The sequence below is a fragment of the Stappia sp. TSB10P1A genome (assembly GCF_900185725.1).
Lineage (GTDB): Bacteria > Pseudomonadota > Alphaproteobacteria > Rhizobiales > Stappiaceae > Stappia.
This window is the reverse complement of sequence record NZ_FYAU01000013.1, coordinates 103125-125520: the sequence shown is the minus strand read 5'-3', so window position 1 is coordinate 125520 and position 22396 is coordinate 103125. Positions and strand designations below refer to the sequence as shown.

Below are 22396 nucleotides of genomic sequence, written 5' to 3'. Positions count from 1 at the left end.
CTGCTGGGTCACCTGCCGTGGCCGGGGTTGCCGTCGCGGCCTGCAACAGGAGCGCTCGGATGATGCCGTTGACGCTTCCCGGCGGAACGGGGGTTGAGGCCCGCCATTTCACATCGATGGTCGTTGCGCTGGCGCTTGCCGGCACCGCTCTGCTCGCCCACACGGTCGGAAGCTGGCTGAACTACACGCGCGGCCCCACCGGCTGGAGCGACAGCCGCGAGCGTGTCGCCATAAGTCTCGGCGATGTGCAGCTCAAGGTGCCGGCCAACATGATGCGGCGGGTCGAGGAGCGCATTGCCGGCGGCTCCGTCGACCGGCTGAGCCTTGCAGTCCTGTGGCCGTCCATGGACGGCTACAGCGAGTTCAACGCCCGCGCCTTTGCCGATCCCAGCGATACGTCCGCCGTCATGCTCGTCTCGCTGGAGCCGCTTGCCACCGCCGACATCATGGACACGAGCGAGCGGCTCACCCATGTCTGGCTTTCGCTTGCCTCGGGCGATCCTCTGCCGGGCCCTGCAGGCCTTGCGCTGCTACCCTTGCCCGGTGATGCGGCAAGCGGCACGGACTTCGTGGCTCACCGCTCGCAAGACGGACGGCTGTTCGCAGCCCGCTGCTTCACGCCGCGCGACAAGACGCTTGCCGCGAGCTGCGAGCGCAGCATCCGCCTCGGCCATGGCCTGTTCGCCACCTATCGCTTCCGCCAATGGCAGTTGGAGCACTGGCAGAGCCTCGATGACGGCGTCGCCGCACTGGTTGCCCGTTTCGCGCCGCAACCGGCCTCCTGACCGCACTTCGCGGTCGCACTCGTGACGGGAACCGCGAAACGAAAAACGGGCGCCCGCCCTGCGGTCCGCCCGTTTTGGTTTCCGTCCTTCCGGTCCCCCTGAAGCGCTGGCGGCTCAGGCCTCGTCGAGGTCGTAGGACAGGATCGCCATCTGGAAGTTCCAGCTCAAGTCGTCGTCGTCATCGTCGCGATAGATCACGCCGATGAACTCCTCACCGATATAGACTTCGGCGGAATCGTCCTTCTTCGGCCGCGCCCGGACAACAAGCTTCGGAAGCTCGAACTTCTTCTGCAAATAGGCTTCGAGCTTGCGGATCTCGTCTGGCTTCACGAAAGGCTCCTTTCAAAGGCCACGGCTCTTTCCCTGGCGGCCCCATGAGTTGCCGGCAATGCCGGATTGGCCCCGAACCTACACATTCGGCCGCGTGAACCAAGAAAAAAGCGCGCCTTTCCCCCAGACGGGGAACTGCGCGCCTCATATTGATACCAGGTCGTCAGCCCGATCAGCCCCTGTCGCTGTCCGCCGAAAGCAACTGATCCATCGTCCGCGACGGCTCGGCACAGCCCGCCGCGCCGACCACCCGGGCCGGCACGCCGGCAACGGTGGAGTTCGGCGGCACATCCGTCAGCACGACCGACCCAGAGGCGACCTTTGAGCAGTGGCCGATCTCGATATTGCCGAGCACCTTGGCGCCAGCGCCCAGCAGCACGCCGTTGCGGATCTTCGGGTGGCGATCGCCCTCTTCCTTGCCCGTGCCGCCCAGCGTCACGTTCTGCAGGATCGAGACATTGTCGCCGATCTGCGCCGTGGCACCGACGACGATGCCGGTGGCATGGTCGACGAACACGCCGACGCCGACCGGCACCGCCGGATGGATGTCCACCTGGAAGGCTTCCGAGCACCGGCTCTGCAGATACAGCGCAAAGTCCTTGCGCCCGCGCTTCCACAGCCAGTTCGCCAGCCGATGCGTCTGCAGCGCGTGGAAACCCTTGAAATAGAGCAGCGGCTCCAGCAGCCGGGTGCAGGCCGGATCGCGGTCATACACGGCGACGAGGTCGACCCGAAAGGCTTCCGCAAGCGCACGCGAATCCTGCAGCGCCTCCAGATAGGTCTGTCGGATCAGCGAGGGGGAAACCACCACATGGCCCAGCCGGTCGGCCAGCCGGTGCACGACAGCCTCCTCCAGTCGGTCGTGGTTGAGCACGGTCTCGTAGGCGAAGGACGCGAGCGCCGGCTCGCAACGCACCATCGCCTCGGCCTCCTCGCGTAACTGGCTCCAGACGGGGTCGTGGCGCGACAGGGTCGGCGCCTCGGCAAGGGGATTGATCTGCGGCATGCTCGCCTCCTTACGGAGCCTCCGCCACGCGGGCAGGGCGGCCCCCTTTCAAGCATAGGTCGTGGGTGCCATCTTACCGCGATGTATGCAGGCAAGGCCATAGGTCAAGGCCGCCGTCGCGGCCATTTCGCGTCGCCCCCTGCCCCGAACGGGCCCATCCGATCGATTTTCCGCCCGGCGCGAATGGACTGGGTCGCTGGAGATTGCAATATGCCCGCAGCCCTGCCGCATCCTGCTGGAGTCCGATATGACCGACATCTCGACCGACACCCGCCCCGCCCGTATCACCACCCGGATCGAGGATCGCATCGGCTGGCTGGAGGTCGACAACCTCGCCCGGCGCAACGCCCTTACGCTCGCCATGTGGCAGGCGATTCCCCAGGCGGTGGCGGAGCTTTCGAGCGACCCGCGCGTGCGCGTCATCGTCCTGCGCGGAGCTGGCAACGAGACCTTTATCGCCGGCGCCGACATTTCCGAGTTCGCCACGTTGCGCAAGGATGCCGCCTCCGCACGCGCCTATGAGGTCTCCAACGCTGAGGCGTTCGACGCGTTGCGCAACGCGGCCTTGCCGACCCTCGCGATGATCCGCGGCTTCTGCCTCGGTGGCGGCTTCGGACTTGCGGCAGCCTGTGACCTGCGCATCGCCGCGGATGGCTCCAGTTTCGGCATCCCGGCCGCCCGTCTGGGCGTCGGATATCCTCCGACCGCGATTGCCGACGTCGTGCGCCTCATCGGACCGGCGCGCGCCAAACTGCTCTTCTTCACGGCCCGGCGCATCGGCACGGCCGAGGCCGAACGCTTCGGCTTTCTCGATCTTGTCGCCGCGCCGGAAACGCTGGAGACGGAGACCAGGCGTCTTGCCGGCGAGATCGCCAGCGGCGCACCTCTCACCCTGCGCGCCGCCAAGGCCGGCATCGATGCCCTCACCGCCCGCCTGTCGGCAGAAGATCGCGACGCCTGCCAGACCCTTGCCGACGCCTGTTTCGACAGCCGCGATTTCGCCGAGGGCCGCACAGCCTTCATGGAAAAACGCGCCCCCGACTTCACCGGCAGTTAACCTCGCTCGACGATACCTGTCGCTGCTCGCGGCAAGCCGGCCCCGCCCCTATCGGTGATGGCAGGCCGATCGCGGCAGGCGGCTGACGTGGAGTCATTTTGTTAACCGACTCCTTGCAGCGTCGAATGTATGGCATCGGTCAGGACAACGCCGATGCGGACATGCCGAGGTGTGCTCTTGACGCTGGGAATCGGGAATGATTCCCTGACGCCCGCACCGTGTTGATTCTGTCTGTGAGGATCCTGAATCAGATCCTGAGCACAGGTTGATGCACCACTTTAAATTCCAGAAAAATACCCCACATAAACAGAGGCTTGAAGCAAGGTCTTCACCTAATGCATTACTGCGCGCGCAGTTCCACATTAACTATCAGTTAACCATATAAGAAATTGATTTATCTATCTGAAAAATGAACACCATCATGTAGCCGCGAGCGCGCAGCTCTCGCCGAAAAGTGGTGTGAAAACGGGTCCGGCCACCCGGGAGCGGGGTCCATGCGCGCTGCGAGCCAAGGCGGAAGGCCTTGCTGGCACCACATGATCAGCGGTTCTGAAAACACGCCGCAAGCCGGCAAGACGTGCCGTTCAGGCGGCCTTGAGCCGCTCGAGAAACGTCACCACCGCGCCGGCAAAGGCGTCGTTGCGGTCGCCGGCGACCATGTGGCCGGCATCCGCCACATCCGCATACTCGGCATGCGGCACCAGGGTCAGGAACTCGTCGACATGGCTCTGGGTCACCAGTTCGGAGCGCGCGCCGCGCACCAGCAGCACCGGCACCTTGAGCGATTGCGCGGCCCGCACCAACTCGCCCTCGACCCTCTCCTCGATGCCGTCGCTGGGATCGAGCGGCCGGCCGCGCCGGTGCCCGAGGAAGCGCGGGTCCCAATGCCAGCGGTAGCGGCCGTCGTCATGCAGGCGCAGGTTCTTGGCGAGCCCGTCGAGCCGCTCGGGACGCTTGCGATGGGGCAGGTAGCGGGCGATCGCGTCGGCCGCCTCCTCCACAGTGGCAAACCCGGCCTCGGCCCTGTCTGCCATGAAGGAGATGACCTTGTTCACCCCGGCGGGATCCATACGCGGCGTCACGTCGACAAGCACCAGCGCCGACAGCGTACCGGGCCGCAACTGCCCTTCGGCCAGAAGACTGGCAATGCCGCCAAGCGAGGCGCCAATGCCAACGGGCCGCACGCCCGAGCGTCCGGCGATCTGGTCTGACACCGCCACCACGTCGCGGGCGAAATCCCGAAACTCGTAAGCACCGCTCGCGATCCAGTCGCTGCCGCCATGGCCGCGTTGGTCGAGACACCATGCCGACAGCCCGCGCGCCGCGAGCCGTGCGCCTGTTGCCTCCCAGGCATGGCGTGTCTGGCCGCCGCCATGCAGCAGCAGCACGGAGCGGCTGCCCGCGCCGTGGACGTCGGCAACGAGATCGTTGCCGTCAGCTCCTGTCAGAGTGAGGGTCCTGGCGTTCACGCGATCCCCTCCCGCGCCAGGCTCTCCAGGAAACCGGTGACGCCGGCCTTGTAGACCTTGTCGCCTACGGCGACCATGTGGTCGCGGCCGGGGATCTCCAGCACCTTCGCGCGCGGCATCAGTCGGGCAAGCCTCTCCGGCGAGCCGGCGATCTCGTCCTTCGTGCCGACCGCAACCAGCACCGGCTGGGTGATCCGCGAGACCTGCTCCTCGCTGATCTTCTGCCGCGAGGACCGCATGCAGGCGGCAAGCGCCAACCGATCGGAATTGGTCTGCTCGGCAAAGGCGCGGAAGGCGCGGGCCGCCCGGTCGGTGACGTCGGAGAGCTTTGCCGCTTCCAGCCCGGCGGCAATCGGTTCGGGATCGCCAACACCGGTGATCATGCCATAGCCAAGCCCTCCGAAGACGGCGCTGCGCACCCGTTGCGGATGGTCGAGCGTCAGGAAGGCGGAGATCCGCGCGCCCATCGAATAGCCCATCACGTCGGTCCGCTCGATGCCCAGGTGATCGAGCAGACGCCTTGCATCCTCCGCCATTGTCGGGGCGCCATAATCTTCCGGATCATGGCTGCCGTCGCTCTCGCCATGGCCGCGATTGTCGATGGCGATCACCCGGCGACCGGCTTCCGTCAACAGCTTCACCCAACCGGGATAGACCCAGTTCATGTGCTTGTTGGACGCAAAGCCGTGGATGAGCAGGATCGGCTCCCCCCGTCCCTCGTCCAGATAGGCGATGCGCAGGCCGGCGGAATCGAAATGGGGCATTGAGGGCCTTTACCTTGACGTAAACGTAAAAAGATGACCCTTACGATAATGCGCGACTGTGCGGATGAAAAGCCCGCAGCCCGCATGGCGGCTCGCATGAGCGCCGCCACCCCGCCTGCCACCTGTTGCCGCAGATGTGGCCAAACCGCCACTTCCCCCTGTTCAAACAGCTCCTTCCTGCGTATGGTCCGCCAAATTCTGCAGACCCTGCTGAACGACGGATGGATGCGATGGCGCATGCTGTAATCCCCCATTTCCAGAATGATCGCGGCCTGGAGTCGATCGAGATCGGCGCGAAGGAGTTCCAGTGCGTGGGCGCCCGCCCGCCCTTCGACCACCCGCACGTCTTCCTGGACATGGGCGACGACAACGAGATCATCTGCCCCTATTGCTCGACGCTCTACCGCTACAATCCGGCGCTTGACGTCCATCAGGCGGACCCGGCCGACTGCATCTGGACGCCTGAAGCCGCCTGACCGGCGCTCACGCAAGGCCCGCGCATGGCGCAATCCCGATCCGACGCAAACCGCATCTTCATCGCCGGTGCAGGGATCGGCGGGCTCACTGCCGCGCTCTGTCTGTCGCGCCGGTCGCGTCCAGTCACAGTGATCGAACAGGCGAGCGAGCTTCGTCCGGTCGGCTCCGGTCTGCAACTCCCCCCCAACACCATGCAGGTGATGCGCGAACTGGGTCTTGAGGACGCGCTGCTGCCGCATGTGGTCGCGCCGCGCGCCATCCAGGTGATGACCGCGCACAGCGAGGATCCGGTCGCCGAGATTCCCCTCGGCGCCACGGCCGAGAAGCGCTATGGCGCCCCCTATCTCGTCATTCACAGGGCGGACTTGCAGGCGGTGCTGCTGCAGGCGGCACGCGCCTCCGCCGGCATCACCCTGCGTCTCGGCACGCGCTTGCGCGACGCCGCACAGAATGCCGACCGTATCAAGCTGGAATTCGAGCGGGCCGGAGACGATGCCGATCCGCAGGCCCCGCTCGACCATGACACCGGCGCGGCCCTGATCGGCGCCGATGGTGTCTGGTCGACGGTGCGCCGCCGGATCATGGGCCTGCGGGGCGCCGCCTTTTCGGGGCGCACCGCCTATCGCGCAGTCATACCCGTGAGCGAGGTGCCGCAGCGCTGGCGCAATGTCACCGGCCTGTGGCTCGGTCCCCGCGCCCATATCGTCCACTATCCGCTCGCCGGCGGCGAACAATTCAACCTCGTGGCGTTGGTCGAAGAGGACTGGCAGGAAGAGGTCTGGTCCGCCCAGGCCGACCGCGACGCGCTGCTCTCGCGCTTTTGTGACTGGCCGCGCGGCTGCCGGGAGTTGCTGTCGCTCCCCTCCTCCTGGCTGAAATGGGCGCTCTGTTCGATGGACCCCGGCACCAGTTGGGTCGACGGCCGCTTCGCCCTGCTCGGCGATGCCGCCCATGCCATGCTGCCCTTCGCCGCGCAGGGGGCGGCCATGGCCATCGAGGACGCCGACGCGCTTGCCCGCCATCTGTCCGAAGGCATGGACGACGTACCCCGGGCCCTGCGTGCCTACGAGGCGGAGCGGCAGGACCGGGCCGAGCGCGTCATGCGCCTGTCGCGCGCCAACGACCGCATCTATCACATGCGCCGCCCGCTTTCCCTCGCCCGCGATGCGGTGATGCGCGCCTTGCCCTCGGAACGTCTTCTCGCGCGGCTCGATTGGCTATATGGATGGCGACCTCCCGGCGCCTGATGGCGTCTGCGAGCGCCTCCCGCAGCGGCTGAGGGCGGGGAACAACGGGAATGAACGGGCATGACGGCTGACCAGGATATCGTGACCGCGGGCTTCCTCGTCATCGGCGACGAGATTCTGTCGGGCCGCACCAAGGACAAGAACATCGGTTACCTGGCCGAATACCTCACCGCGATCGGCATCGACCTGGCCGAGGTGCGCGTGGTGCCGGATGTGGAAGATCGCATCGTCGAGGCGGTCCGCGAGCTCAGCGCCCGCTACACCTATGTCTTCACCTCCGGCGGCATCGGCCCGACTCATGACGACATCACCGCCGATTCGATGGCAAAGGCCTTCGGCGTGCCGATCGGCCACGATCCCCGCGCCGTGGAGATCCTGCGCAACTTCTATCCCGAGGGCCAACTCACCGAGGCGCGTCTGCGCATGGCGCGGATCCCGGAAGGCGCGGAACTGATCGAGAATTCGGTTTCGAAGGCTCCGGGTTTTCGCATCGGCAATGTCCATGTCATGGCCGGTGTTCCGGCGATCATGCAGGCCATGCTGGACGCCGTCGCCCCGACGCTGAAGACCGGCCTGCGCATGCTCTCGGAGGCCGTCGATGCCGACCTTCCGGAAAGTCGCATCGCCGCCGCCCTGCGCGAGATCCAGGACGCTCATCCGGGCGTCATGATCGGCTCCTATCCGCGCTCGGTCGACGGACGCTTCTCCACCCAGATCGTCGTCCGCTCGCGCGATGCCGGGTTGATGCGGCAGGCCTGCGACGCAGTGCGCACTGCCGTCGCGGCTGCGGCCCGCTGAGCAGAATCATCCCTTGCCAGAACGACAGGACTTGACCCGCATGGAAAACCCGCAAGCCCCCAAAGCCTTTCCCGTCTCCTGGGATCAGTTCCACCGCGACTGCCGCGCGCTCGCATGGCGCCTGTCGGGACAGGGCAAATGGGAAGCAATCGTCTGCATCACCCGCGGCGGCCTGGTTCCCGCGGCCATCGTCGCCCGCGAGCTCGGCATTCGCCTTATCGAGACGGTCTGCGTCGCGTCCTATCACGACTATGAGAACCAGGGCGAGTTGCAGGTCCTGAAGACCATCGACAAGCGGGTGATCGATCTCAACGGCGGCAAGGGCTCCGGCGTCCTGGTCATCGACGACCTTGTCGACACCGGAAAGACCGCACGCGTCGTTCGCGACATGTTGCCCGATGCCCATTTCGCAACCGTCTATGCCAAACCGATGGGGCGTCCGCTGGTCGACACCTTCGTGACGGAGGTGTCGCAGGACACCTGGATCTACTTCCCCTGGGACATGGGCTGGCAGTTCCAGCCGCCGATCGCCACCCACAGCCAAGGCTGAGCGCCGTCGCGTTTCGCCGGCCTCGAGCCTCCCGACAGGCGCAGGGCAGCCTTGCGCTCGCGGGAAAGTTATTGCCGTGCCCATATTTCGGCGCAATTTCTGAGCCTATAACCGCGTCATGACACACGAGATTCTCCCGCGCTCCGGAAGCGGCTCCGCCTCCGGCAACACCCTCATGACGCGCCGCGCCGCCCTCGTTGGCCTCGGCGCGATGGCGCTCGCCGGCTGCCAGACCACCGGCAGCAACCCTCGCCTGCAGGCGGCCTCGTCGGCGCCCCCGGCGCCGGTGATCGATCCCTATTACCTGCAGATGTATGCGGCGATGCCACAGGAGAGGTTCCCGTTGCCGGCCGTCGACCTGCGGCGTGTGGATCCGATGTATTTCCGCCAGGTGGTGTCCTACCCGACGCGGGAGCGTCCCGGCACACTGGTCGTCGACACGCCGAACCGCTTTCTCTATCTGGTGATGGAGAACGGGCAGGCGCTGCGCTATGGCGTGGGTATCGGCCGCGCCGGCTTCGACTGGGGCGGGCGCGCGCGCATCGCCTACAAGCGCGCATGGCCGCGCTGGACCCCGCCGGCCGAGATGATCGCCCGCCAGCCGGAACTCGAGCCCTATCGCAACGGCATGGAGCCGGGGCTGGACAATCCGCTGGGCGCCCGCGCGCTCTACATCTTCGAAGGCAATCGCGACACGATCTACCGGATCCACGGCACGATGGAGTACTGGACCATCGGCAAGGCGGTCTCTTCCGGTTGCGTGCGCCTGATCAACCAGGACGTCATTGATCTGGCCGCGCGAGTGCCCAACAACACGCCGATCGTGGTCCTGCAAGGCAACGAGGGCATTGCCTGAGCTACGCGAGCCTGGCCGCTTCCTGAAATCCGGCGGCTCAAGCGGTCAGTGTCACAGGCCGCTCTGCCACGATTTCCTCGGGCGTGACGCGGCAGCCGATCGCATAGGCCTCGACGCCGCGTGCCTTCGCCGCCACAAAGGCCGCCGCATAGGCGGGATCGATGTCGGCAGCGAAGGACAGGCGGTCGCAGTCCGGCCGTTGCACCAGATAGACCATCGCGGCGCGCGCTCCTTCCGCCACCATGTCCCCCATCTCGACAAGGTGCTTGGCGCCTCGCGCTGTCACCGAGTCCGGGAACTCGGCAAGGCCCGCCTGCCGCATCAGATGGACGTTCTTCACCTCGACATAGACAGGGCGCCCGTCTGAGCCCTCAAGCAGGATGTCGATGCGTGAGTTGCGACCGTATTTCACCTCGCGCCGCAAGCCGGAAAAACCGGCCAGTTCGGGAATCAGCCGCGCCGTCAACGCCTCCTCGACCAGGCCGTTGGGATGAGCGGTGTTGATGCCGACCAGCGCGCCGTCCGCCTCGACGATCTCCCAGGAGTATTTCAGCTTGCGCGCCGGATTGTCGGACAGCGACAGGAAGACCCGCGCACCCGGTTCGCGCAGCCCCAGCATCGAGCCGGGATTGGCGCAATGCGCGGTCACCGCCTCGCCGCTGTCGAGGATCACATCGGCGAGAAAGCGCTTGTAGCGCTTGACCAGACGGCCGGACACAAGGGGGGAGGAAAAACGCAAGGGACCAACTCCAGCCGTTGAATGGGCTCAGCGCGACCAGAAATCCGGATCGAGCAGCACCAGCACCGTGAAAAGCTCCAGCCGGCCCATCAGCATGGCAAAAGACAGGATCCATTTTGCGCCGTCGGGCAGCGGCGCGAAATTGCCGGCCGGACCGATGACCGGCCCAAGCCCCGGACCCACATTCGACACCGCCGTCGCGGCCGCCGACAGCGCTGTCACCAGATCGAGCCCGAAACCGGACAGTGCCAGCGTGATCGTGCCGACCGAACCCATATAGACGACGAGGAAGGCCAGCACCGAGAAGGACAGCTCCGGCGTCAGTCGGGTGTTGGCATATTGCTCGGACATCACGCGGTTCGGCCGGATCATTCGCCGCAGATGGGCCCGTACGGTGCCGAAGAACACCAGAAAACGGAACATCTTGATGCCACCCGAGGTCGAGCCGGTGCAGCCGCCGACGAAGGTGAGCAACAGCGCAAGGCCGATCACAGGAGGCCCCCACGCGCTGTAGTCGCCCATGGCAAAGCCCGTCGTGGTGATGATCGAGACGATGTTGAAGGTCGAGGCCAGCAAGGCTTCGGAGAAGTTCATCTCCAACACCGCCCCGAGATACACGGTCACTGTCAGCGAGGCCAGCACCACGAGCCCGAGCAGAGCGCGCACCTGCGGATCGTTCCACAGCAGCAACGGCCGGCCGCGCAGCGCCTGGATGACTAGGACGAAGGGCATGGCCCCGATCAGCATGAAGACCACCGCAACCCATCCGGCGGCCGGGTTGGTGAAAAAGCCGAAGGACGCGTCGTGCGTGGAGTAGCCGCCGGTGGCGATCGTCGTCATCCCGTGATTGATCGCATCGAAAACGGTCATGCCGGTGACCAGAAAGGCAAGGATGCAGACGAAAGTCAGGAACAGATAGGTGATGCCGAGCAGGCGGATCAGTTCCACCGAGCGGGAGACGATCTTCTCGCTGCGGTCGGAACTCTCGCTCTGGAACAGTTGCATGCCGCCGATGCGCAGGAACGGCAGCAGCACGATGGCCATGACGACGATGCCGATCCCGCCCATCCATTGCATCAGCGAACGCCAGACCAGCAGGCCCGGCGGCAACCCGTCGAGACCGGACAGCACCGTCGATCCGGTCGTGGTGAAGCCGGACACCGCCTCGAACACCGCATCCGCATAACCGACCCCCAGCCAGAGGAACGGCAGCGCCCCGAAAGCCGGCAGCGTCAACCAGGACAGGGTCGTCAGGATGAAGGTCTGGCGGATGTCGAGCCCCTCGCTCAACGCCCCGCCGACGGCCACCGACAGCAGCAGTCCGATCAGTCCGGTGATCAGCGCCGACATGACGAAGGCCTGCCAATCGGCATTGCGGGCGGCAACGTCGACCATCGCCGGGATCAGCATGGCCGTCGCCAGGCCCACATAGAGGAAGCCGAGGACGTTAAGCACGGGGCGCAGCGAAATCACGGATCGGCGTCTTTCGTCGTCTGGCGTCGTCTGGGACCCGCGATGGTCGTCCCGCTTTGCGGTGCGTGGCGGCAATCCTTGGTACGGACGGCGGGACTCGAACCCGCATGGCCGAGGCCGAGGGATTTTAAGTCCCTTGTGTCTACCGGTTCCACCACGTCCGCGCCCGCTTTGGGTACAAGCACCTTGGAAGCGGCGCAAGAGGGAAGACCGGCGGCCCGCTCCGCGCATCGCGCAGCTCCCCGGCCAAACCTTGCGGCGAAAGCGGATTGCGCCCCGCGCCCCCGCGTTTTAAGGCTAGTTGGAAATCCTGTCGGCGCACATCCCGCCCCCGGCGCCTCGGCCCGCGTGCCTTCCGCACCAGCGTGGCAGCCGCCGTTCCGGCGGCGGGCGGGCGATCCGCCGCACGAACAATCCGGACGAGCATCCCGCATGGTCACCTATATCGACGCCGCTACCGCCCCTTTGAAGAATACCGGCCAGATTCGCCTCTACGGGCCGGACGACTTTGCCGCCATGCACAAGGCCGGACAGCTTACCGCCCGCTGCCTCGACGCGCTGGTCGAAAAGATCGTGCCCGGCATCACCACCCAGGAGATCGACGACTTCGTCTACAGCTTCGGCATCGACAATGGCGCCCTGCCGGCGACGCTGAACTATCGCGGCTACACGAAGTCGACCTGCACCTCCATCAATCATGTCGTCTGCCACGGCATCCCCAACGACAAGCCGCTGAAGGAAGGCGACATCGTCAACATCGACGTAACCTATATCGTCGACGGCTGGCACGGCGATTCCAGCCGCATGTATGCGGTCGGCAAGCTGAAGCGGGCGGCCGAACGACTGGTCGAGGTCACCTACGAGGCGCTGTTGCGGGGCATCGAGGCGGCGCGCCCCGGCCGGACCACCGGCGATATCGGCCATGCCATCCAGAGCTTCGTCGAGGCGGAGCGCTGCTCGGTCGTGCGCGACTTCTGCGGCCATGGGGTCGGCCGGCTGTTCCACGACATGCCGAACATCCTGCACTATGGCCGACCGGGCGAAGGCATCGAACTGAAGCCGGGCATGATCTTCACCATCGAGCCGATGGTCAATCTCGGCCGGCCGCATGTGAAGGTGCTGAGCGATGGCTGGACCGCCGTCACCCGCGACCGCTCGCTGTCTGCCCAATTCGAGCACTCGGTCGGCATCACCGCGACGGGCTGCGAGATCTTCACCCTGTCGCCAGCCGGCCTCGACAATCCACTGGCTTTCGATCGCTCCTGACGCGGCATCACGGGAGGAGGCGGCATGAGCGGCACGGACGACGGCTTCTCCGACGCTGGCATCTCTCCGCATTTTCACGGCCACCGCGACCGGCTGCGCCAGCGCTTCCGCGAAGGCGGCCACGCCGCGCTTCAGGACTATGAGTTGCTGGAACTGTTGCTCTTCTCGCCGATCCGCCGGGCCGATACCAAGCCGGTCGCCAAGGCGCTGATCGACCGTTTCGGCTCGTTCGCCGAGGTGCTCGCGGCTCCGCCCGCCCTCCTCAAGGAAGTGCGCGGCGTCGGCGACCGGGTGGTCGACGAGTTGAAGCTCGCCCATGCGGTGGCCGAGCGCTTCCTGCGCGGCCGGGTTCGCGAGCGCACCCTGCTCTCCTCCTGGTCGCAGGTGATCGACTATGTCCGCACCGCCATGGCCTTCTCCGACCGCGAGGAATTCCGCATCCTCTTCCTCGACAAGAAGAACGCACTGATCGCCGACGAGGTGCAGCAGCGCGGCACCGTCGATCATACGCCCGTCTATCCGCGCGAGGTGATGAAGCGGGCGCTGGAGCTTTCCGCCAGCGCCATCATTCTCGTCCATAATCACCCGTCCGGCGATCCGACGCCTTCGCGCGCCGACATCCAGATGACCAAGCAGATCTCCGAGATCGCCGGTACGCTGGGCATCGTCCTGCATGACCACATCATCGTCGGACGCGACGGTCATGCAAGCTTCAAGGGCCTGCAACTCCTTTAGGCCTAACCCCGGCTGGACCGAAAACACCCGCTGTTTCAAGGGCGTGCGCCTGCCATTGAGGCAGCGTGGCCGAAGTTGAAGCTTGATCGCTCGCAGGTGGCGGCGTAGCGTTCCCTTGGTCGAGATGTGAGGCAGGGCTCACCCGACACAGGAGGCCCGGCCACGTCTGTGCGCCCGGGAGGAGGGCTTGATCAACCTTACCTTTCTGGAGACGTTCGTCTGGGTGGCGCGGCTGAAGAGTTTCACGCTGGCCGCCGAACGGCTGAATGCCACGCAAGCGGCGGTCTCCTCACGCATCGCCGCGCTGGAAGCGGAACTCGGCGTAAAACTCTTCGTCCGGGAACACCGGCGCCTGTCGCTGACGCCGCAGGGAGTCGAAGCCCTGGCCCGCGCCGAACCGCTGCTGAGAAACGCCCGCGTCTTCGTCGACGAGGTCAGTGGCACTCAGGGCATCCGGGGAACCTTGCGGATCGGCGTGATCGACACGATCACCTACACCTGGCTGATCGACCTGATCCGCGCCGCCAAGGACACCTATCCCGACCTTACCCTGGAGTTTTCCGCGGAAACGAGCCTCAAGCTGGTGGAACTGCTGCGCGCCGGAGAGATCGATCTGGCACTCATCATGGGACCGTTGCTCGAGCCCAGCTACGCCAATATCGAGCTCTGCACCTATTCCTGCCATTGGGTCGCCTCTCCCAACCTCCGTTTCCCGCCAGGGCCCGTCAGCCTGGAACGCCTCGCGGACTATCCAGTGATTTGCTTCCCCAAGAACAGCCAGCCGCACGCGCATATCACCCGCTTCTTCCAACAGAACGGGCTCGAGACCGCGCGTTTTTTCGCCGCCAACTCGCTCGCGACGATCATCCGCATGACCATCGACGGGATCGGTGTCGCCACCATCCCGCCGATCGTCGCCCCACGTGAACTTGCTCGCAAGGAACTGGTGCTGATCGAGGCCGAGCAACCCATCCCACCCATGCGCTTCCACGCCACCTGGTTCGACGGACCGGCGCGGCTCGTCCCGGCCACCATCGCGGAGCTCGCGCGGGACATCGCCCAGGATTTCGTGCAACGCGCCGATCCTGCTCTCGCCTGACGGCGGTTCCGACACATACGTCCCGTCTCGGCCGGCCCGGCCAAGGCGATACGGTCTTCTCCAGGCGAGGCCCCACCATTAGCCTGCAAAAGAAATTCTTATGAAGATCCCAAAAATTTCCCGTTGGACACCGGATCGGGGAGGCTGAACCATGCTTGTCGGAAACAGTTCATGAAAGAGGCTGAACGTGAAAGTCGCCCTGATACAGATGAATTCCCAGTCCGACAAGCAGGCGAACATCGCCCAGGCTGAAGCGCTCGTCGCCGAGGCAGCGAAGGACGGGCCAGACCTTATCGTCCTTCCCGAATATTGGGCGATGCTGGGCGAAGGCCCCGAAGAATTCCACGCCAGCGCCGAGGAATTCCCGGACGGCGATGCCTATCGCGCGATGCAGGACATGGCACGCCGCCACGGCATCACGCTGCATGGCGGATCGATCGTCGAGAAGGCCGGAAACGCCCATCACAACACCACGCTGGTCTTCGCCCCCGATGGCAGCGAACTCGCGCGCTATCGCAAGATCCACCTGTTCGACGTCGACGTTCCCGGCGGCATGAGCTATCGCGAAAGTGCCACGATCGCGGCCGGCGACCAGGTCGTCACCTATGAGGTGAACGGCACCACCGTCGGCTGCGCGATCTGCTACGACATCCGCTTCCCCGAGCTGTTCCGCGCCCTGCGCGACAAGGGAGCGGAGGTGATCGTCCTGCCGGCCGCCTTCACCCTGATGACCGGCAAGGACCACTGGGAGGTTCTCGCCCGCGCCCGCGCCATCGAGACCGGAACCCATTTCCTCGCCGTCGGCCAGTTCGGCACGCATGCCGGCGGCAAGAAGGCCTGCTACGGCCATTCGATGCTGATCGATCCCTGGGGCCATGTGGTGGCACAGGTGGGCGACCATACCGGACATGTCACCGGCAGGATCGACGATGCCTACGCCGCGAAAGTGCGCGCGTCGATCCCCGTCCACAATCATCACGTCCTTTGAAGGAGCCGCGGCCATGTTCGACCTGCGCCCGATGCCCGACCAGATTGATCCCGCGCTGATCGCAAAACTCGAAAAGGTGGAAACCGCCACTGTCGGCCATGTGCTGCACAGCCAGTTCGCCGATATCGGCCTGCGCGCCGTCCTGCCCGAGAAGCGGGTGGCCGGAACGGCGGTGACCCTTCGTATTCCCGGCGCGGATTCCACTCTGCTGCATCATCTGATGTCGCTGGTCCGGCCGGGCGACTTCCTGGTGATCGACCGCTGCGGCGATTCCCATCACGCCTGCTGGGGCGGCGTCATCACCAACGCCGCAAAGCTCGGCGGTGTGGTCGGAGCCGTGATCGACGGTCCGGCGACAGACTTCAACGAGGTGCGCCGGGTCGGCATGCCGCTCTGGTGCCGGGGACCGTCTCCGATCACGACCAAGCTTCTCGGTCTTGAAGGTCTGCTCAACGGGCCCGTCTCGGTCGGCGGCGTCTCGGTCGAGCCAGGCGATGCGGTTCTCGCCGACGAAAGCGGCGTTCTGTTCCTGAAGCCCTGGCAGATCGAGGAGGTCGCCGACCGGGCGCTTGGCATGCAGGAGCGGGAGATCGAACTGCTCGCGCGGTTGGAGAAGGGAGAGCAACTGCCCGAGATTTCCGGGGCGAGCAAGCTGGTGATGAACAAGCTCAGAGCCTGAGACGGAGGCCGCACCGGTACTGGACTAGCGCAAACCAAAGACAAAACGGAGGGGTTTGATCATGTTGAGCTTCAGGATTTCTCTCGCCACTGCCGCGCTGGCGGCATTCGCTTTCGCCGGAAGCAGCACCGCGGCGGTCAGTGCCGAAGTCTGGCGCATGGCGCACAAGATGCCGGCCGAGTCGATCGAGGGCCAGATCTTCCAGGCGGTTGCCGATCGCATCGCCGCCAAGACCGACGGCAAGCTCACGGTCCAGGTCTATCCGGCCGAGCAGCTCGGCAAGGACGAGGCCATCCTTGAGCAGCTCCAACTCGGCACGGTTCACATCTATCCGGAAGGCTCGACCTATCTGCAGAAATGGGTTCCGGAGATCGCCTTCACCGGCTCTCCCTTCCTGTTCGAAAGCCGCGAGCACTGGTCCGCCTTCCAGGGCTCCGATCTCGTCAAGGGCTGGATGACCAAGGTCGAGGCCGAGGCGGGCGTCACCGTCATCGGCGACCCCACCAAGATGGTCCGCGGCCCCTATCGCGTCATGGTCACCAGCAAGCCCGTCACCACGCTCGACGACATCGCCGGCCTGAAGCTGCGCATGCATCCCGACGAGTTGGCGGCGGCCGCCTGGCGGCATCTCGGCGCCGAGGTCCGCACCCTCGCCTGGACGGAGACCTACGAGTCGATCGGACGCGGCATCGTCGAGGCGGTCAACAGTCCCATCGCTCTTGTCGAGTCGATGCGCTTCTACGAAGTCGCCCCGCACATCGTGCGCCATGACGAGTATCCGCAAGGGCTGGCCTTCATGACCAATGCGCGTGCCTGGAACGGGCTCGACGAGACCACGCGCGCGCAGATTCTGGAGGCCTATGACGAGGTCGCGGCAGAGTTCGCCGCCAAGACCGATGCCACCGCGAACGAGTCCCTCGCACGCATGGCGGAAAAAGGCGTGACCTTCACCGTCATGGATACGGGGCCGGTCGTCGCCAAGATGGCCGAGTTCTACACCGGCATGAATGTCGCCGGCACCTTGCCGGAAGGCCTTCTGGACGCGATCAACGCCACCCGGCCCTCGAACTGATGGTCTGGCGCGCCCTTGACGCCGGCCTTGGCTGGGCCGAGCGGCTCTTTCTGGCCGGCGCCAACGGCCTCCTGCTGACGATGTTGGCGATCAACCTCGCCAACATCCTGTCCCGGCTGATCTGGGACAAGGGGATCATCTGGGTCTTCCCGTGGACGGGCGTCCTCTTCGTCTGGGCGATCTTCCTGGCGTTCTTCGTGATCTTCCGCCGCGGACAGGACATCACCATCGATGTGGTGACCAGACGGCTGCCGGCCCGCCCCGCGGCGCTTGTCGCGATCCTTGTCGCGCTCCTCGTCATCGGGCTGATGCTGCTCGTCCTGCGGCAGGCACCGATACTGATCCCGCGCCAGGTCGGGCGGATCGACCTGGTCGGGTTCCAGCGCTACTGGCTGGCCGCCCCGCTTTGGGCGTCCTGCGCCCTGATCGTCCTGCAATACGTCCTGAACCTGCGCCTTGCGGTGATCGGCTTCATCGAGGGCCGCGATCCCCATGCGCTCGCGGAGGCACGCGAATGACGGCCGTCGTCCTTTTCGCCTTGTTCCTGGGGCTCGTCGCCCTGCGCACGCCGATCACCATGGCGATCGGCCTGGCTGTCGTCGCGGCGCTGGTGATGAGCGGCTTTTCGGACATCCTGTGGATCGTGCCGATGAAGGTGCTGGAGAGCGCGTCGAACACCTCGCTTCTCGCCATCCCCTTCTTCGTCCTCGCGGGCAACCTGATGAATGCCATCGGGATCACCGAGAAGATCTTCAATCTCGCCAACGCGCTGGTGGGGCATTTCCGCGCCGGACTGGCACAGGTCAACGTGCTGGCTTCCGTCATGCTGGCCGGCGGCACGGGAGCAGCCGTTGCCGACATCGCCGGCCTTGGGGCGGTGGAGATCAAGGCGATGCGGGAGCGCGGCTATACCGCCTCCTTCTCTTCGGCGATCACCGTCGTCTCGGCGATCGTCGCCCCGTTCATTCCGCCCTCCGTGCCGCTCGTGGTCTATGCCTTCCTGTCCAACACCTCCGTCGCCCGCATGTTTCTGGCCGGCGTGGTCCCTGGGCTGCTGATCGCGGCCAGCCTGATGGCGTTCAATCGGGTTCTGGCGACACGGGTGGACTTCCCCCGGCAGCCGCGCGCCAGCGCCAGGGAGATCTGGAAACACACCATCGGCGGCACCTTTGCCCTGGTCGCACCGGCGATCATCATGGGCGGCATTCTCACCGGCACCACCACCGCGTCGGAGGCCGGGGTTCTCGCCTCCGCCTATGTCATTCTTCTCGGGGTATTTTTCCGCACGCTGACCTTCGCCGCCCTGTGGCGGGCGCTCACCGAAACCATCCTGATCACCTCGATGATCATGATCATCATCGGCTTTGCCGGCAGCATGGGCTGGCTTCTGGCGATCGAGCAGATCCCTCAGGATCTCGCCCGGTCCCTGCCCAACCTGATCGATTCCCGGCTGGTGTTCCTGCTGTCGATCATGGCCCTTGTCCTGATGCTCGGCTGCTTCATCGACGGAGTGACGATCAAGCTTCTGCTGGTGCCGATCCTGCTTCCCCTGGTCGATGCCTATGGGATCGACCGGGTGCATTTCGGCATCATCCTGCAGATGTCGCTGATCCTCGGCATCGCCACCCCGCCGCTCGGGATCGGCCTGTTCGTGGTGGCGCGCATCTCGGGGGCGCCGCTCGAAGACATCGTGCGCGCCACGCTGCCCTATTTCATTCCGCTGGTCAGCGCGTTGGCGATGCTGCTGCTGTTTCCGCAGATCTCCCTGTGGCTGCCGAACCTGGTGATGGGGGCCAACTGAGCGACCAGCCGCCCCCCCCCGTCCGGACGCAGTCACGCCAGCAGGATCATCAGCACGCCGGCCGTGATCACCACCATGCCGGCGATCTCGCGCGGCGTGTCCTTCTGCCGGAACAGGCGCAAGGAGACGATCTGGGCAAACACGATCTCGATCAGCGCCAACGCCCGCACAAGCGAGGCGCTTTGCAGGGAAAACGCCAGAAACCAGAACTGGGAAGCCAGCGCGCCGAAGAAACCCGCTGCGAGCGATGAGCGCCAGGCGGCAACGAGCTGGTGCAGGACCGCCCGGTCGAAGACGTACAGATAGAGGCTCACGACGCCTGTCTGCAGGGCGAGCGCGGTCACCAGCGTCGTCGACGCATTGATCAGGAAGTGGCCGTCGCCCAGCGCCAGGATGCCGCCCCGGTAGCAGACCGCCGAAACCGCGAACAGCGCGCCGGAACCGAGGCCAAAGGCCGTCGTCTGCAGCCAGCCATTGGTCCAGTGACCGCGTCCGGGCCAGGACAGCAGCACAACGCCGGCCGTCGCCACGAACACACCGGCCATGGCCACCGGTGTCGGCACTTCACCCAGCAGCAGTACCGCGAAGCCAAGCACCAGCACCGGCTCGATCTTGGTATAGGTGATCGCCACGACGAAGGAACGGGTTCTCATCGCCGCCAGCATCATCCCGGTGGCAAAGACCTGCGCCAGCGCCCCGGCCGCCGTCCAGGGCACCTGCGCCAACTCCGAGAACGGCGGCGCTTCACCGGTGGCGAAGACGGCCATGGCAAGAAAGCCCGCCGCGAACGGCAGTCCGTAAAAAAACCGGACCTGGGTCGCGCCGACGGTGCCGAGGGTGCCCGTCAGTTCCTTCTGCATGGAGTTGCGGACCGTTTGCGCGGCCGAGGCGATGAGGGTGAAGACAATCCAGAGCCAATCGGAGAACACGCCGTGATCTTCTTGCCGGAGGAGAGTGAGCGAGGGGCGAAACAGCTCCGCCCCCCGATTGAGACCTTTGAATGCGCTCAGGCAGCGCTGCTGGCAGGTTCCGCGCCCGCAAGAACCGGACGTTTAGCCCGCCATGGCGTGATCTGCTCGTAGGCGCTGCCGACGGACAAGACAAGACGGTCGTCGAACGGTTTGCCGACAAGTTGCAGCGACAAGGGCATGCCGGCCTTGGAAAAGCCGTTGCATACGCTCAAGGCCGGGTTGCCGGTGGTGTTGAACGGGGTCGTCAGGGACTTGTGCTTGAACAGCCAGGAATGCGGCGTGGCCTCCAGCCGCCCGGCCGGTTCCGCTGTCGGCATGGCGAGAATGTCGACCGTGTCGAAGACCGCCTGCGTCACGCGCGACAACTGGGTGCGCCAGCGCATCGCCTGCACATAGTCCTCCGCCCGGATCAGCGCGCCGCACTGGATGCGGTAGCGGAGGCTCTCGCCGAGCAGATGCGGCGTTTCCTTCAGCGTCTTGTGATGGATGGAATAGAGTTCGGCCATGGCGATCGTCTTCTTCGCATCCGCATAGCTCTCGAGGCTCGGCAGCTCGACCGGAACCACCCGCGCTCCGGCATCGACCATGGCCGAAAGGGCAGCATCGAACGCCTCTCGCACCTCGGCCGACGACGGCGCCTCCTCCTCGAACCAGCGATAGGGCACGCCGATGGTCAATCCGCTCAGCACCCGCTCGTCGAGTTGGGCAAGATCGCCCGCCACCGGCACCTCGCCGCTTCCCGGATCGAGCGGGTCGTGGCCCGCGATCACCGCGAGCATCATTGCCACGTCCAGCGAGGTCCAGGCCATTGGTCCGGCATGGTCATGGGTGAAACTGTTCGGCAGGACACCGGTCCGGCTCACCCGCCCGTAGGTCGGCTTCAGCCCGGCAATGCCGCAGACGGCAGCGGGCAGGCGGATCGAACCGCCCGTATCCGTCCCGATGCCCGTCGCCGCCATGCCGGCGGCAATCGCCGCGCCCGTGCCGGAACTCGACCCGGCCGGATGGTTCTCCCGGTTCCAGGGGTTGCGCGCCGGCGGCGCCACCACGTCCCAGGACGGCCCGCCATGGGCAAACTCCCAGGTTGTCGTCTTGCCGAGAAGCACCGCGCCACCAGCGCGCAGACGCGCCTCCAGGGTCGCGTCCTTCGTCGGTATGTGCTGGGCCAGACTGCGCGACTGGCCGGTGGTCAGGATGCCCTCGGTCTCGACGATGTCCTTGAGGCAATAGGGAATGCCGTGCATCGGTCCCCGGTCGAGCCCCGCAGCGAATTCGCGTTCGGCGCGCCCGGCATCGGCCATGGCGCGCTCTATCGTCACGGTGATGTAGCTGTCGATGAGGTGATCGAGCGCCTCGATGCGATCAAGATAGGCGCGGGTCAGTTCCACCGGGGAGAGCTTGCCGCTGCGAAACAGCGCGGCCGCCTCGGATGCGGTCATGAAATGCAGGTCGGACATGGATGAATCCCCCTCGTCATGCGCTCGGAGCAAGGTCCGTTGTGTCAGAACTTGAGCGGTGAGTAGACATGGGCAGGCTCGTCGGCGAACCCGAAGTCGCGGTTGAGCCGGTCGAGCATCGCCTTGACGTGCTGATAGGCGTCAAACATCTCCTCGAACTGCTGGTCGCTCGGATCGAGGCCGGCATTGCGCACGAGAACCCGAAGATCCTCACGGCTTACGATTGCGGTGTCGGCATCTGTCATCGTCTGAATCTCCTTTGGTGCCTCGGCGCCATCCCCGGCGGAGATGATCGCGCGTTTTGTACACAATACAGACAACCTGTCGCATCTTGCCGGAGCAGCCACAGCCGAGGGGAGAATGCCACCCCATGCTGCAATGCAAGATAGAAGGTGGGAAGAGTTGCGACACAAAAACGTCAACTCGCCGAAAAAACATAGATTAGCTCTGCGCTTAGGGCATGCCTGATTTTCTCGCAGGCGCACAATTGCTGCGGCGCAAATTCCCGCCACTCGCAACGCTCAATTTCTAAGCCCTTGAGATTCTGCGATCTTTCGTCGATTTAATGTGCACAATATTTCCTCAAACATAATTATTGTATTCAATTATCGCCGTTTCTAGGCTTGAGGCATGGGGTCACGCCGTCAGGCAGGCCGTTGCCCCCACCCATCAGAGCAGGGGAGTCCACTGTGCCAATCAATCCGAACAGAGCAGAACAGGCTGGGCCGCTCGCAAGCGCTGCCACGCTCCTCCGTCGCCTCGCCAGGACCAGCGCTC

Annotated in this window: 24 protein-coding genes and 1 tRNA gene; 15 read left to right on the top strand and 10 right to left on the bottom strand. The window is 65.4% G+C overall.

The features are described 5' to 3' along the window. The first annotated feature begins 59 nt into the window (after window positions 1-59). Window positions 60-785, top strand: coding sequence for a hypothetical protein (locus TSB10P1A_RS02920; protein ID WP_186386407.1), 726 nt, complete (start codon window positions 60-62; stop codon window positions 783-785). A gap of 114 nt (window positions 786-899) precedes the next feature. Here the strand turns inward: TSB10P1A_RS02920 and TSB10P1A_RS02915 are convergent, their stop codons facing one another. Beyond that, window positions 900-1115, bottom strand: coding sequence for a DUF3126 family protein (locus TSB10P1A_RS02915; protein ID WP_186386406.1), 216 nt, complete (start codon window positions 1113-1115; stop codon window positions 900-902). Between the two features lie 172 nt (window positions 1116-1287). Next, window positions 1288-2121, bottom strand: coding sequence for a serine O-acetyltransferase (gene cysE, locus TSB10P1A_RS02910; protein ID WP_186386405.1), 834 nt, complete (start codon window positions 2119-2121; stop codon window positions 1288-1290). Between the two features lie 247 nt (window positions 2122-2368). Here cysE and TSB10P1A_RS02905 point away from each other — a divergent pair, with 247 nt between their 5' ends. Next, window positions 2369-3178 carry an enoyl-CoA hydratase gene (locus TSB10P1A_RS02905; protein WP_186386404.1) on the top strand — a complete coding sequence of 270 codons (810 nt, stop codon included), beginning with the start codon at window positions 2369-2371 and terminating at the stop codon, window positions 3176-3178. A 584-nt stretch (window positions 3179-3762) separates the two neighbouring features. On the opposite strand, the gene TSB10P1A_RS02900 is transcribed toward TSB10P1A_RS02905, so the two are convergent. After that, complete coding sequence (locus TSB10P1A_RS02900) at window positions 3763-4647, bottom strand: alpha/beta fold hydrolase (protein ID WP_186386403.1); 885 nt, start codon at window positions 4645-4647, stop codon at window positions 3763-3765. Further along, window positions 4644-5411 carry an alpha/beta fold hydrolase gene (locus tag TSB10P1A_RS02895; protein WP_186386402.1) on the bottom strand — a complete coding sequence of 256 codons (768 nt, stop codon included), beginning with the start codon at window positions 5409-5411 and terminating at the stop codon, window positions 4644-4646. The genes TSB10P1A_RS02900 and TSB10P1A_RS02895 overlap by 4 nt, the downstream gene beginning before the upstream one ends. Before the next feature lie 230 nt (window positions 5412-5641). Between TSB10P1A_RS02895 and TSB10P1A_RS02890 the strand changes: the two genes are divergently transcribed. The 5 genes from TSB10P1A_RS02890 (at window position 5642) to TSB10P1A_RS02870 (ending at window position 9339) form a co-directional block, all read left to right on the top strand. Beyond that, window positions 5642-5887 (top strand): zinc-finger domain-containing protein, encoded by a 246-nt coding sequence (locus tag TSB10P1A_RS02890; protein ID WP_186386401.1) that lies wholly within the window; start codon window positions 5642-5644, stop codon window positions 5885-5887. Window positions 5888-5911: 24 nt separating this feature from the next. Then, the gene (locus tag TSB10P1A_RS02885) at window positions 5912-7135 is read left to right on the top strand and encodes an FAD-dependent monooxygenase (RefSeq protein ID WP_186386400.1); all 1224 of its coding nucleotides are present in this window, start codon (window positions 5912-5914) and stop codon (window positions 7133-7135) included. A 60-nt stretch (window positions 7136-7195) separates the two neighbouring features. Then, window positions 7196-7933, top strand: coding sequence for a molybdopterin-binding protein (locus TSB10P1A_RS02880; protein WP_186386399.1), 738 nt, complete (start codon window positions 7196-7198; stop codon window positions 7931-7933). Between the two features lie 40 nt (window positions 7934-7973). Then, window positions 7974-8483, top strand: coding sequence for a xanthine phosphoribosyltransferase (gene gpt, locus TSB10P1A_RS02875; protein ID WP_186386398.1), 510 nt, complete (start codon window positions 7974-7976; stop codon window positions 8481-8483). A 118-nt stretch (window positions 8484-8601) separates the two neighbouring features. Further along, window positions 8602-9339 (top strand): L,D-transpeptidase, encoded by a 738-nt coding sequence (locus tag TSB10P1A_RS02870; protein ID WP_208984801.1) that lies wholly within the window; start codon window positions 8602-8604, stop codon window positions 9337-9339. A gap of 37 nt (window positions 9340-9376) precedes the next feature. Here the strand turns inward: TSB10P1A_RS02870 and sfsA are convergent, their stop codons facing one another. The 3 genes from sfsA to TSB10P1A_RS02855 all read right to left on the bottom strand — a co-directional run bounded on the left by sfsA (window position 9377) and on the right by TSB10P1A_RS02855 (window position 11715). After that, entirely contained in the window at window positions 9377-10078 is a 702-nt protein-coding gene (sfsA, locus tag TSB10P1A_RS02865; protein WP_186386397.1) for a DNA/RNA nuclease SfsA, read from the bottom strand. A gap of 27 nt (window positions 10079-10105) precedes the next feature. Then, window positions 10106-11551 (bottom strand): TrkH family potassium uptake protein, encoded by a 1446-nt coding sequence (locus TSB10P1A_RS02860; protein WP_244292936.1) that lies wholly within the window; start codon window positions 11549-11551, stop codon window positions 10106-10108. Window positions 11552-11630: 79 nt separating this feature from the next. Further along, window positions 11631-11715: transfer RNA gene (locus TSB10P1A_RS02855), tRNA-Leu, on the bottom strand. A gap of 268 nt (window positions 11716-11983) precedes the next feature. Between TSB10P1A_RS02855 and map the strand changes: the two genes are divergently transcribed. From map to TSB10P1A_RS02815, 8 genes are all read left to right on the top strand, one after another. Further along, the gene (gene map, locus TSB10P1A_RS02850) at window positions 11984-12817 is read left to right on the top strand and encodes a type I methionyl aminopeptidase (protein WP_186386396.1); all 834 of its coding nucleotides are present in this window, start codon (window positions 11984-11986) and stop codon (window positions 12815-12817) included. Window positions 12818-12841: 24 nt separating this feature from the next. After that, window positions 12842-13552, top strand: a complete 711-nt coding sequence (radC, locus tag TSB10P1A_RS02845; RefSeq protein ID WP_186386395.1) for a DNA repair protein RadC — start codon at window positions 12842-12844, stop codon at window positions 13550-13552. A gap of 187 nt (window positions 13553-13739) precedes the next feature. Continuing rightward, window positions 13740-14651, top strand: coding sequence for a LysR family transcriptional regulator (locus TSB10P1A_RS02840; protein ID WP_186386394.1), 912 nt, complete (start codon window positions 13740-13742; stop codon window positions 14649-14651). A gap of 187 nt (window positions 14652-14838) precedes the next feature. Beyond that, window positions 14839-15639 (top strand): carbon-nitrogen hydrolase family protein, encoded by an 801-nt coding sequence (locus TSB10P1A_RS02835; RefSeq protein WP_186386393.1) that lies wholly within the window; start codon window positions 14839-14841, stop codon window positions 15637-15639. A 13-nt stretch (window positions 15640-15652) separates the two neighbouring features. Further along, complete coding sequence (locus tag TSB10P1A_RS02830; RefSeq protein ID WP_186386392.1) at window positions 15653-16318, top strand: RraA family protein; 666 nt, start codon at window positions 15653-15655, stop codon at window positions 16316-16318. A 61-nt stretch (window positions 16319-16379) separates the two neighbouring features. Next, window positions 16380-17390: a TRAP transporter substrate-binding protein gene (locus TSB10P1A_RS02825; RefSeq protein WP_186386391.1), complete on the top strand. Its 1011-nt coding sequence runs from the start codon at window positions 16380-16382 to the stop codon at window positions 17388-17390. Beyond that, window positions 17390-17908, top strand: coding sequence for a TRAP transporter small permease (locus tag TSB10P1A_RS02820; RefSeq protein ID WP_186386390.1), 519 nt, complete (start codon window positions 17390-17392; stop codon window positions 17906-17908). Before TSB10P1A_RS02825 ends, TSB10P1A_RS02820 begins: the two co-directional genes overlap by 1 nt. Next, window positions 17905-19191, top strand: coding sequence for a TRAP transporter large permease (locus TSB10P1A_RS02815; protein WP_186386389.1), 1287 nt, complete (start codon window positions 17905-17907; stop codon window positions 19189-19191). The genes TSB10P1A_RS02820 and TSB10P1A_RS02815 overlap by 4 nt, the downstream gene beginning before the upstream one ends. A 32-nt stretch (window positions 19192-19223) precedes the next feature. Here TSB10P1A_RS02815 and TSB10P1A_RS02810 read toward each other — a convergent pair whose 3' ends face one another. From TSB10P1A_RS02810 to TSB10P1A_RS02800, 3 genes are all read right to left on the bottom strand, one after another. Then, window positions 19224-20120 (bottom strand): DMT family transporter, encoded by an 897-nt coding sequence (locus TSB10P1A_RS02810; protein ID WP_186386388.1) that lies wholly within the window; start codon window positions 20118-20120, stop codon window positions 19224-19226. Window positions 20121-20197: 77 nt separating this feature from the next. After that, window positions 20198-21619, bottom strand: coding sequence for an amidase (locus TSB10P1A_RS02805; protein ID WP_186386387.1), 1422 nt, complete (start codon window positions 21617-21619; stop codon window positions 20198-20200). A gap of 44 nt (window positions 21620-21663) precedes the next feature. Further along, on the bottom strand, window positions 21664-21864 hold the full coding sequence (locus tag TSB10P1A_RS02800; RefSeq protein ID WP_186386386.1) for a hypothetical protein: 201 nt from the start codon (window positions 21862-21864) through the stop codon (window positions 21664-21666). Between the last annotated feature and the right edge of the window lie 532 nt (window positions 21865-22396).

Coding starts and splice junctions, on each gene's coding strand:
- TSB10P1A_RS02920 (WP_186386407.1), top strand. CDS start 60: ATGATGCCGTTGACGCTTCCCGGCGGAACGGGGGTTGAGGCCCGCCAT.
- cysE (WP_186386405.1), bottom strand. CDS start 2,121: ATGCCGCAGATCAATCCCCTTGCCGAGGCGCCGACCCTGTCGCGCCAC.
- TSB10P1A_RS02905 (WP_186386404.1), top strand. CDS start 2,369: ATGACCGACATCTCGACCGACACCCGCCCCGCCCGTATCACCACCCGG.
- TSB10P1A_RS02895 (WP_186386402.1), bottom strand. CDS start 5,411: ATGCCCCATTTCGATTCCGCCGGCCTGCGCATCGCCTATCTGGACGAG.
- TSB10P1A_RS02890 (WP_186386401.1), top strand. CDS start 5,642: ATGGCGCATGCTGTAATCCCCCATTTCCAGAATGATCGCGGCCTGGAG.
- TSB10P1A_RS02885 (WP_186386400.1), top strand. CDS start 5,912: ATGGCGCAATCCCGATCCGACGCAAACCGCATCTTCATCGCCGGTGCA.
- TSB10P1A_RS02880 (WP_186386399.1), top strand. CDS start 7,196: ATGACGGCTGACCAGGATATCGTGACCGCGGGCTTCCTCGTCATCGGC.
- gpt (WP_186386398.1), top strand. CDS start 7,974: ATGGAAAACCCGCAAGCCCCCAAAGCCTTTCCCGTCTCCTGGGATCAG.
- TSB10P1A_RS02870 (WP_208984801.1), top strand. CDS start 8,602: ATGACACACGAGATTCTCCCGCGCTCCGGAAGCGGCTCCGCCTCCGGC.
- map (WP_186386396.1), top strand. CDS start 11,984: ATGGTCACCTATATCGACGCCGCTACCGCCCCTTTGAAGAATACCGGC.
- radC (WP_186386395.1), top strand. CDS start 12,842: ATGAGCGGCACGGACGACGGCTTCTCCGACGCTGGCATCTCTCCGCAT.
- TSB10P1A_RS02830 (WP_186386392.1), top strand. CDS start 15,653: ATGTTCGACCTGCGCCCGATGCCCGACCAGATTGATCCCGCGCTGATC.
- TSB10P1A_RS02825 (WP_186386391.1), top strand. CDS start 16,380: ATGTTGAGCTTCAGGATTTCTCTCGCCACTGCCGCGCTGGCGGCATTC.
- TSB10P1A_RS02820 (WP_186386390.1), top strand. CDS start 17,390: ATGGTCTGGCGCGCCCTTGACGCCGGCCTTGGCTGGGCCGAGCGGCTC.
- TSB10P1A_RS02815 (WP_186386389.1), top strand. CDS start 17,905: ATGACGGCCGTCGTCCTTTTCGCCTTGTTCCTGGGGCTCGTCGCCCTG.
- TSB10P1A_RS02805 (WP_186386387.1), bottom strand. CDS start 21,619: ATGTCCGACCTGCATTTCATGACCGCATCCGAGGCGGCCGCGCTGTTT.
- TSB10P1A_RS02800 (WP_186386386.1), bottom strand. CDS start 21,864: ATGACAGATGCCGACACCGCAATCGTAAGCCGTGAGGATCTTCGGGTT.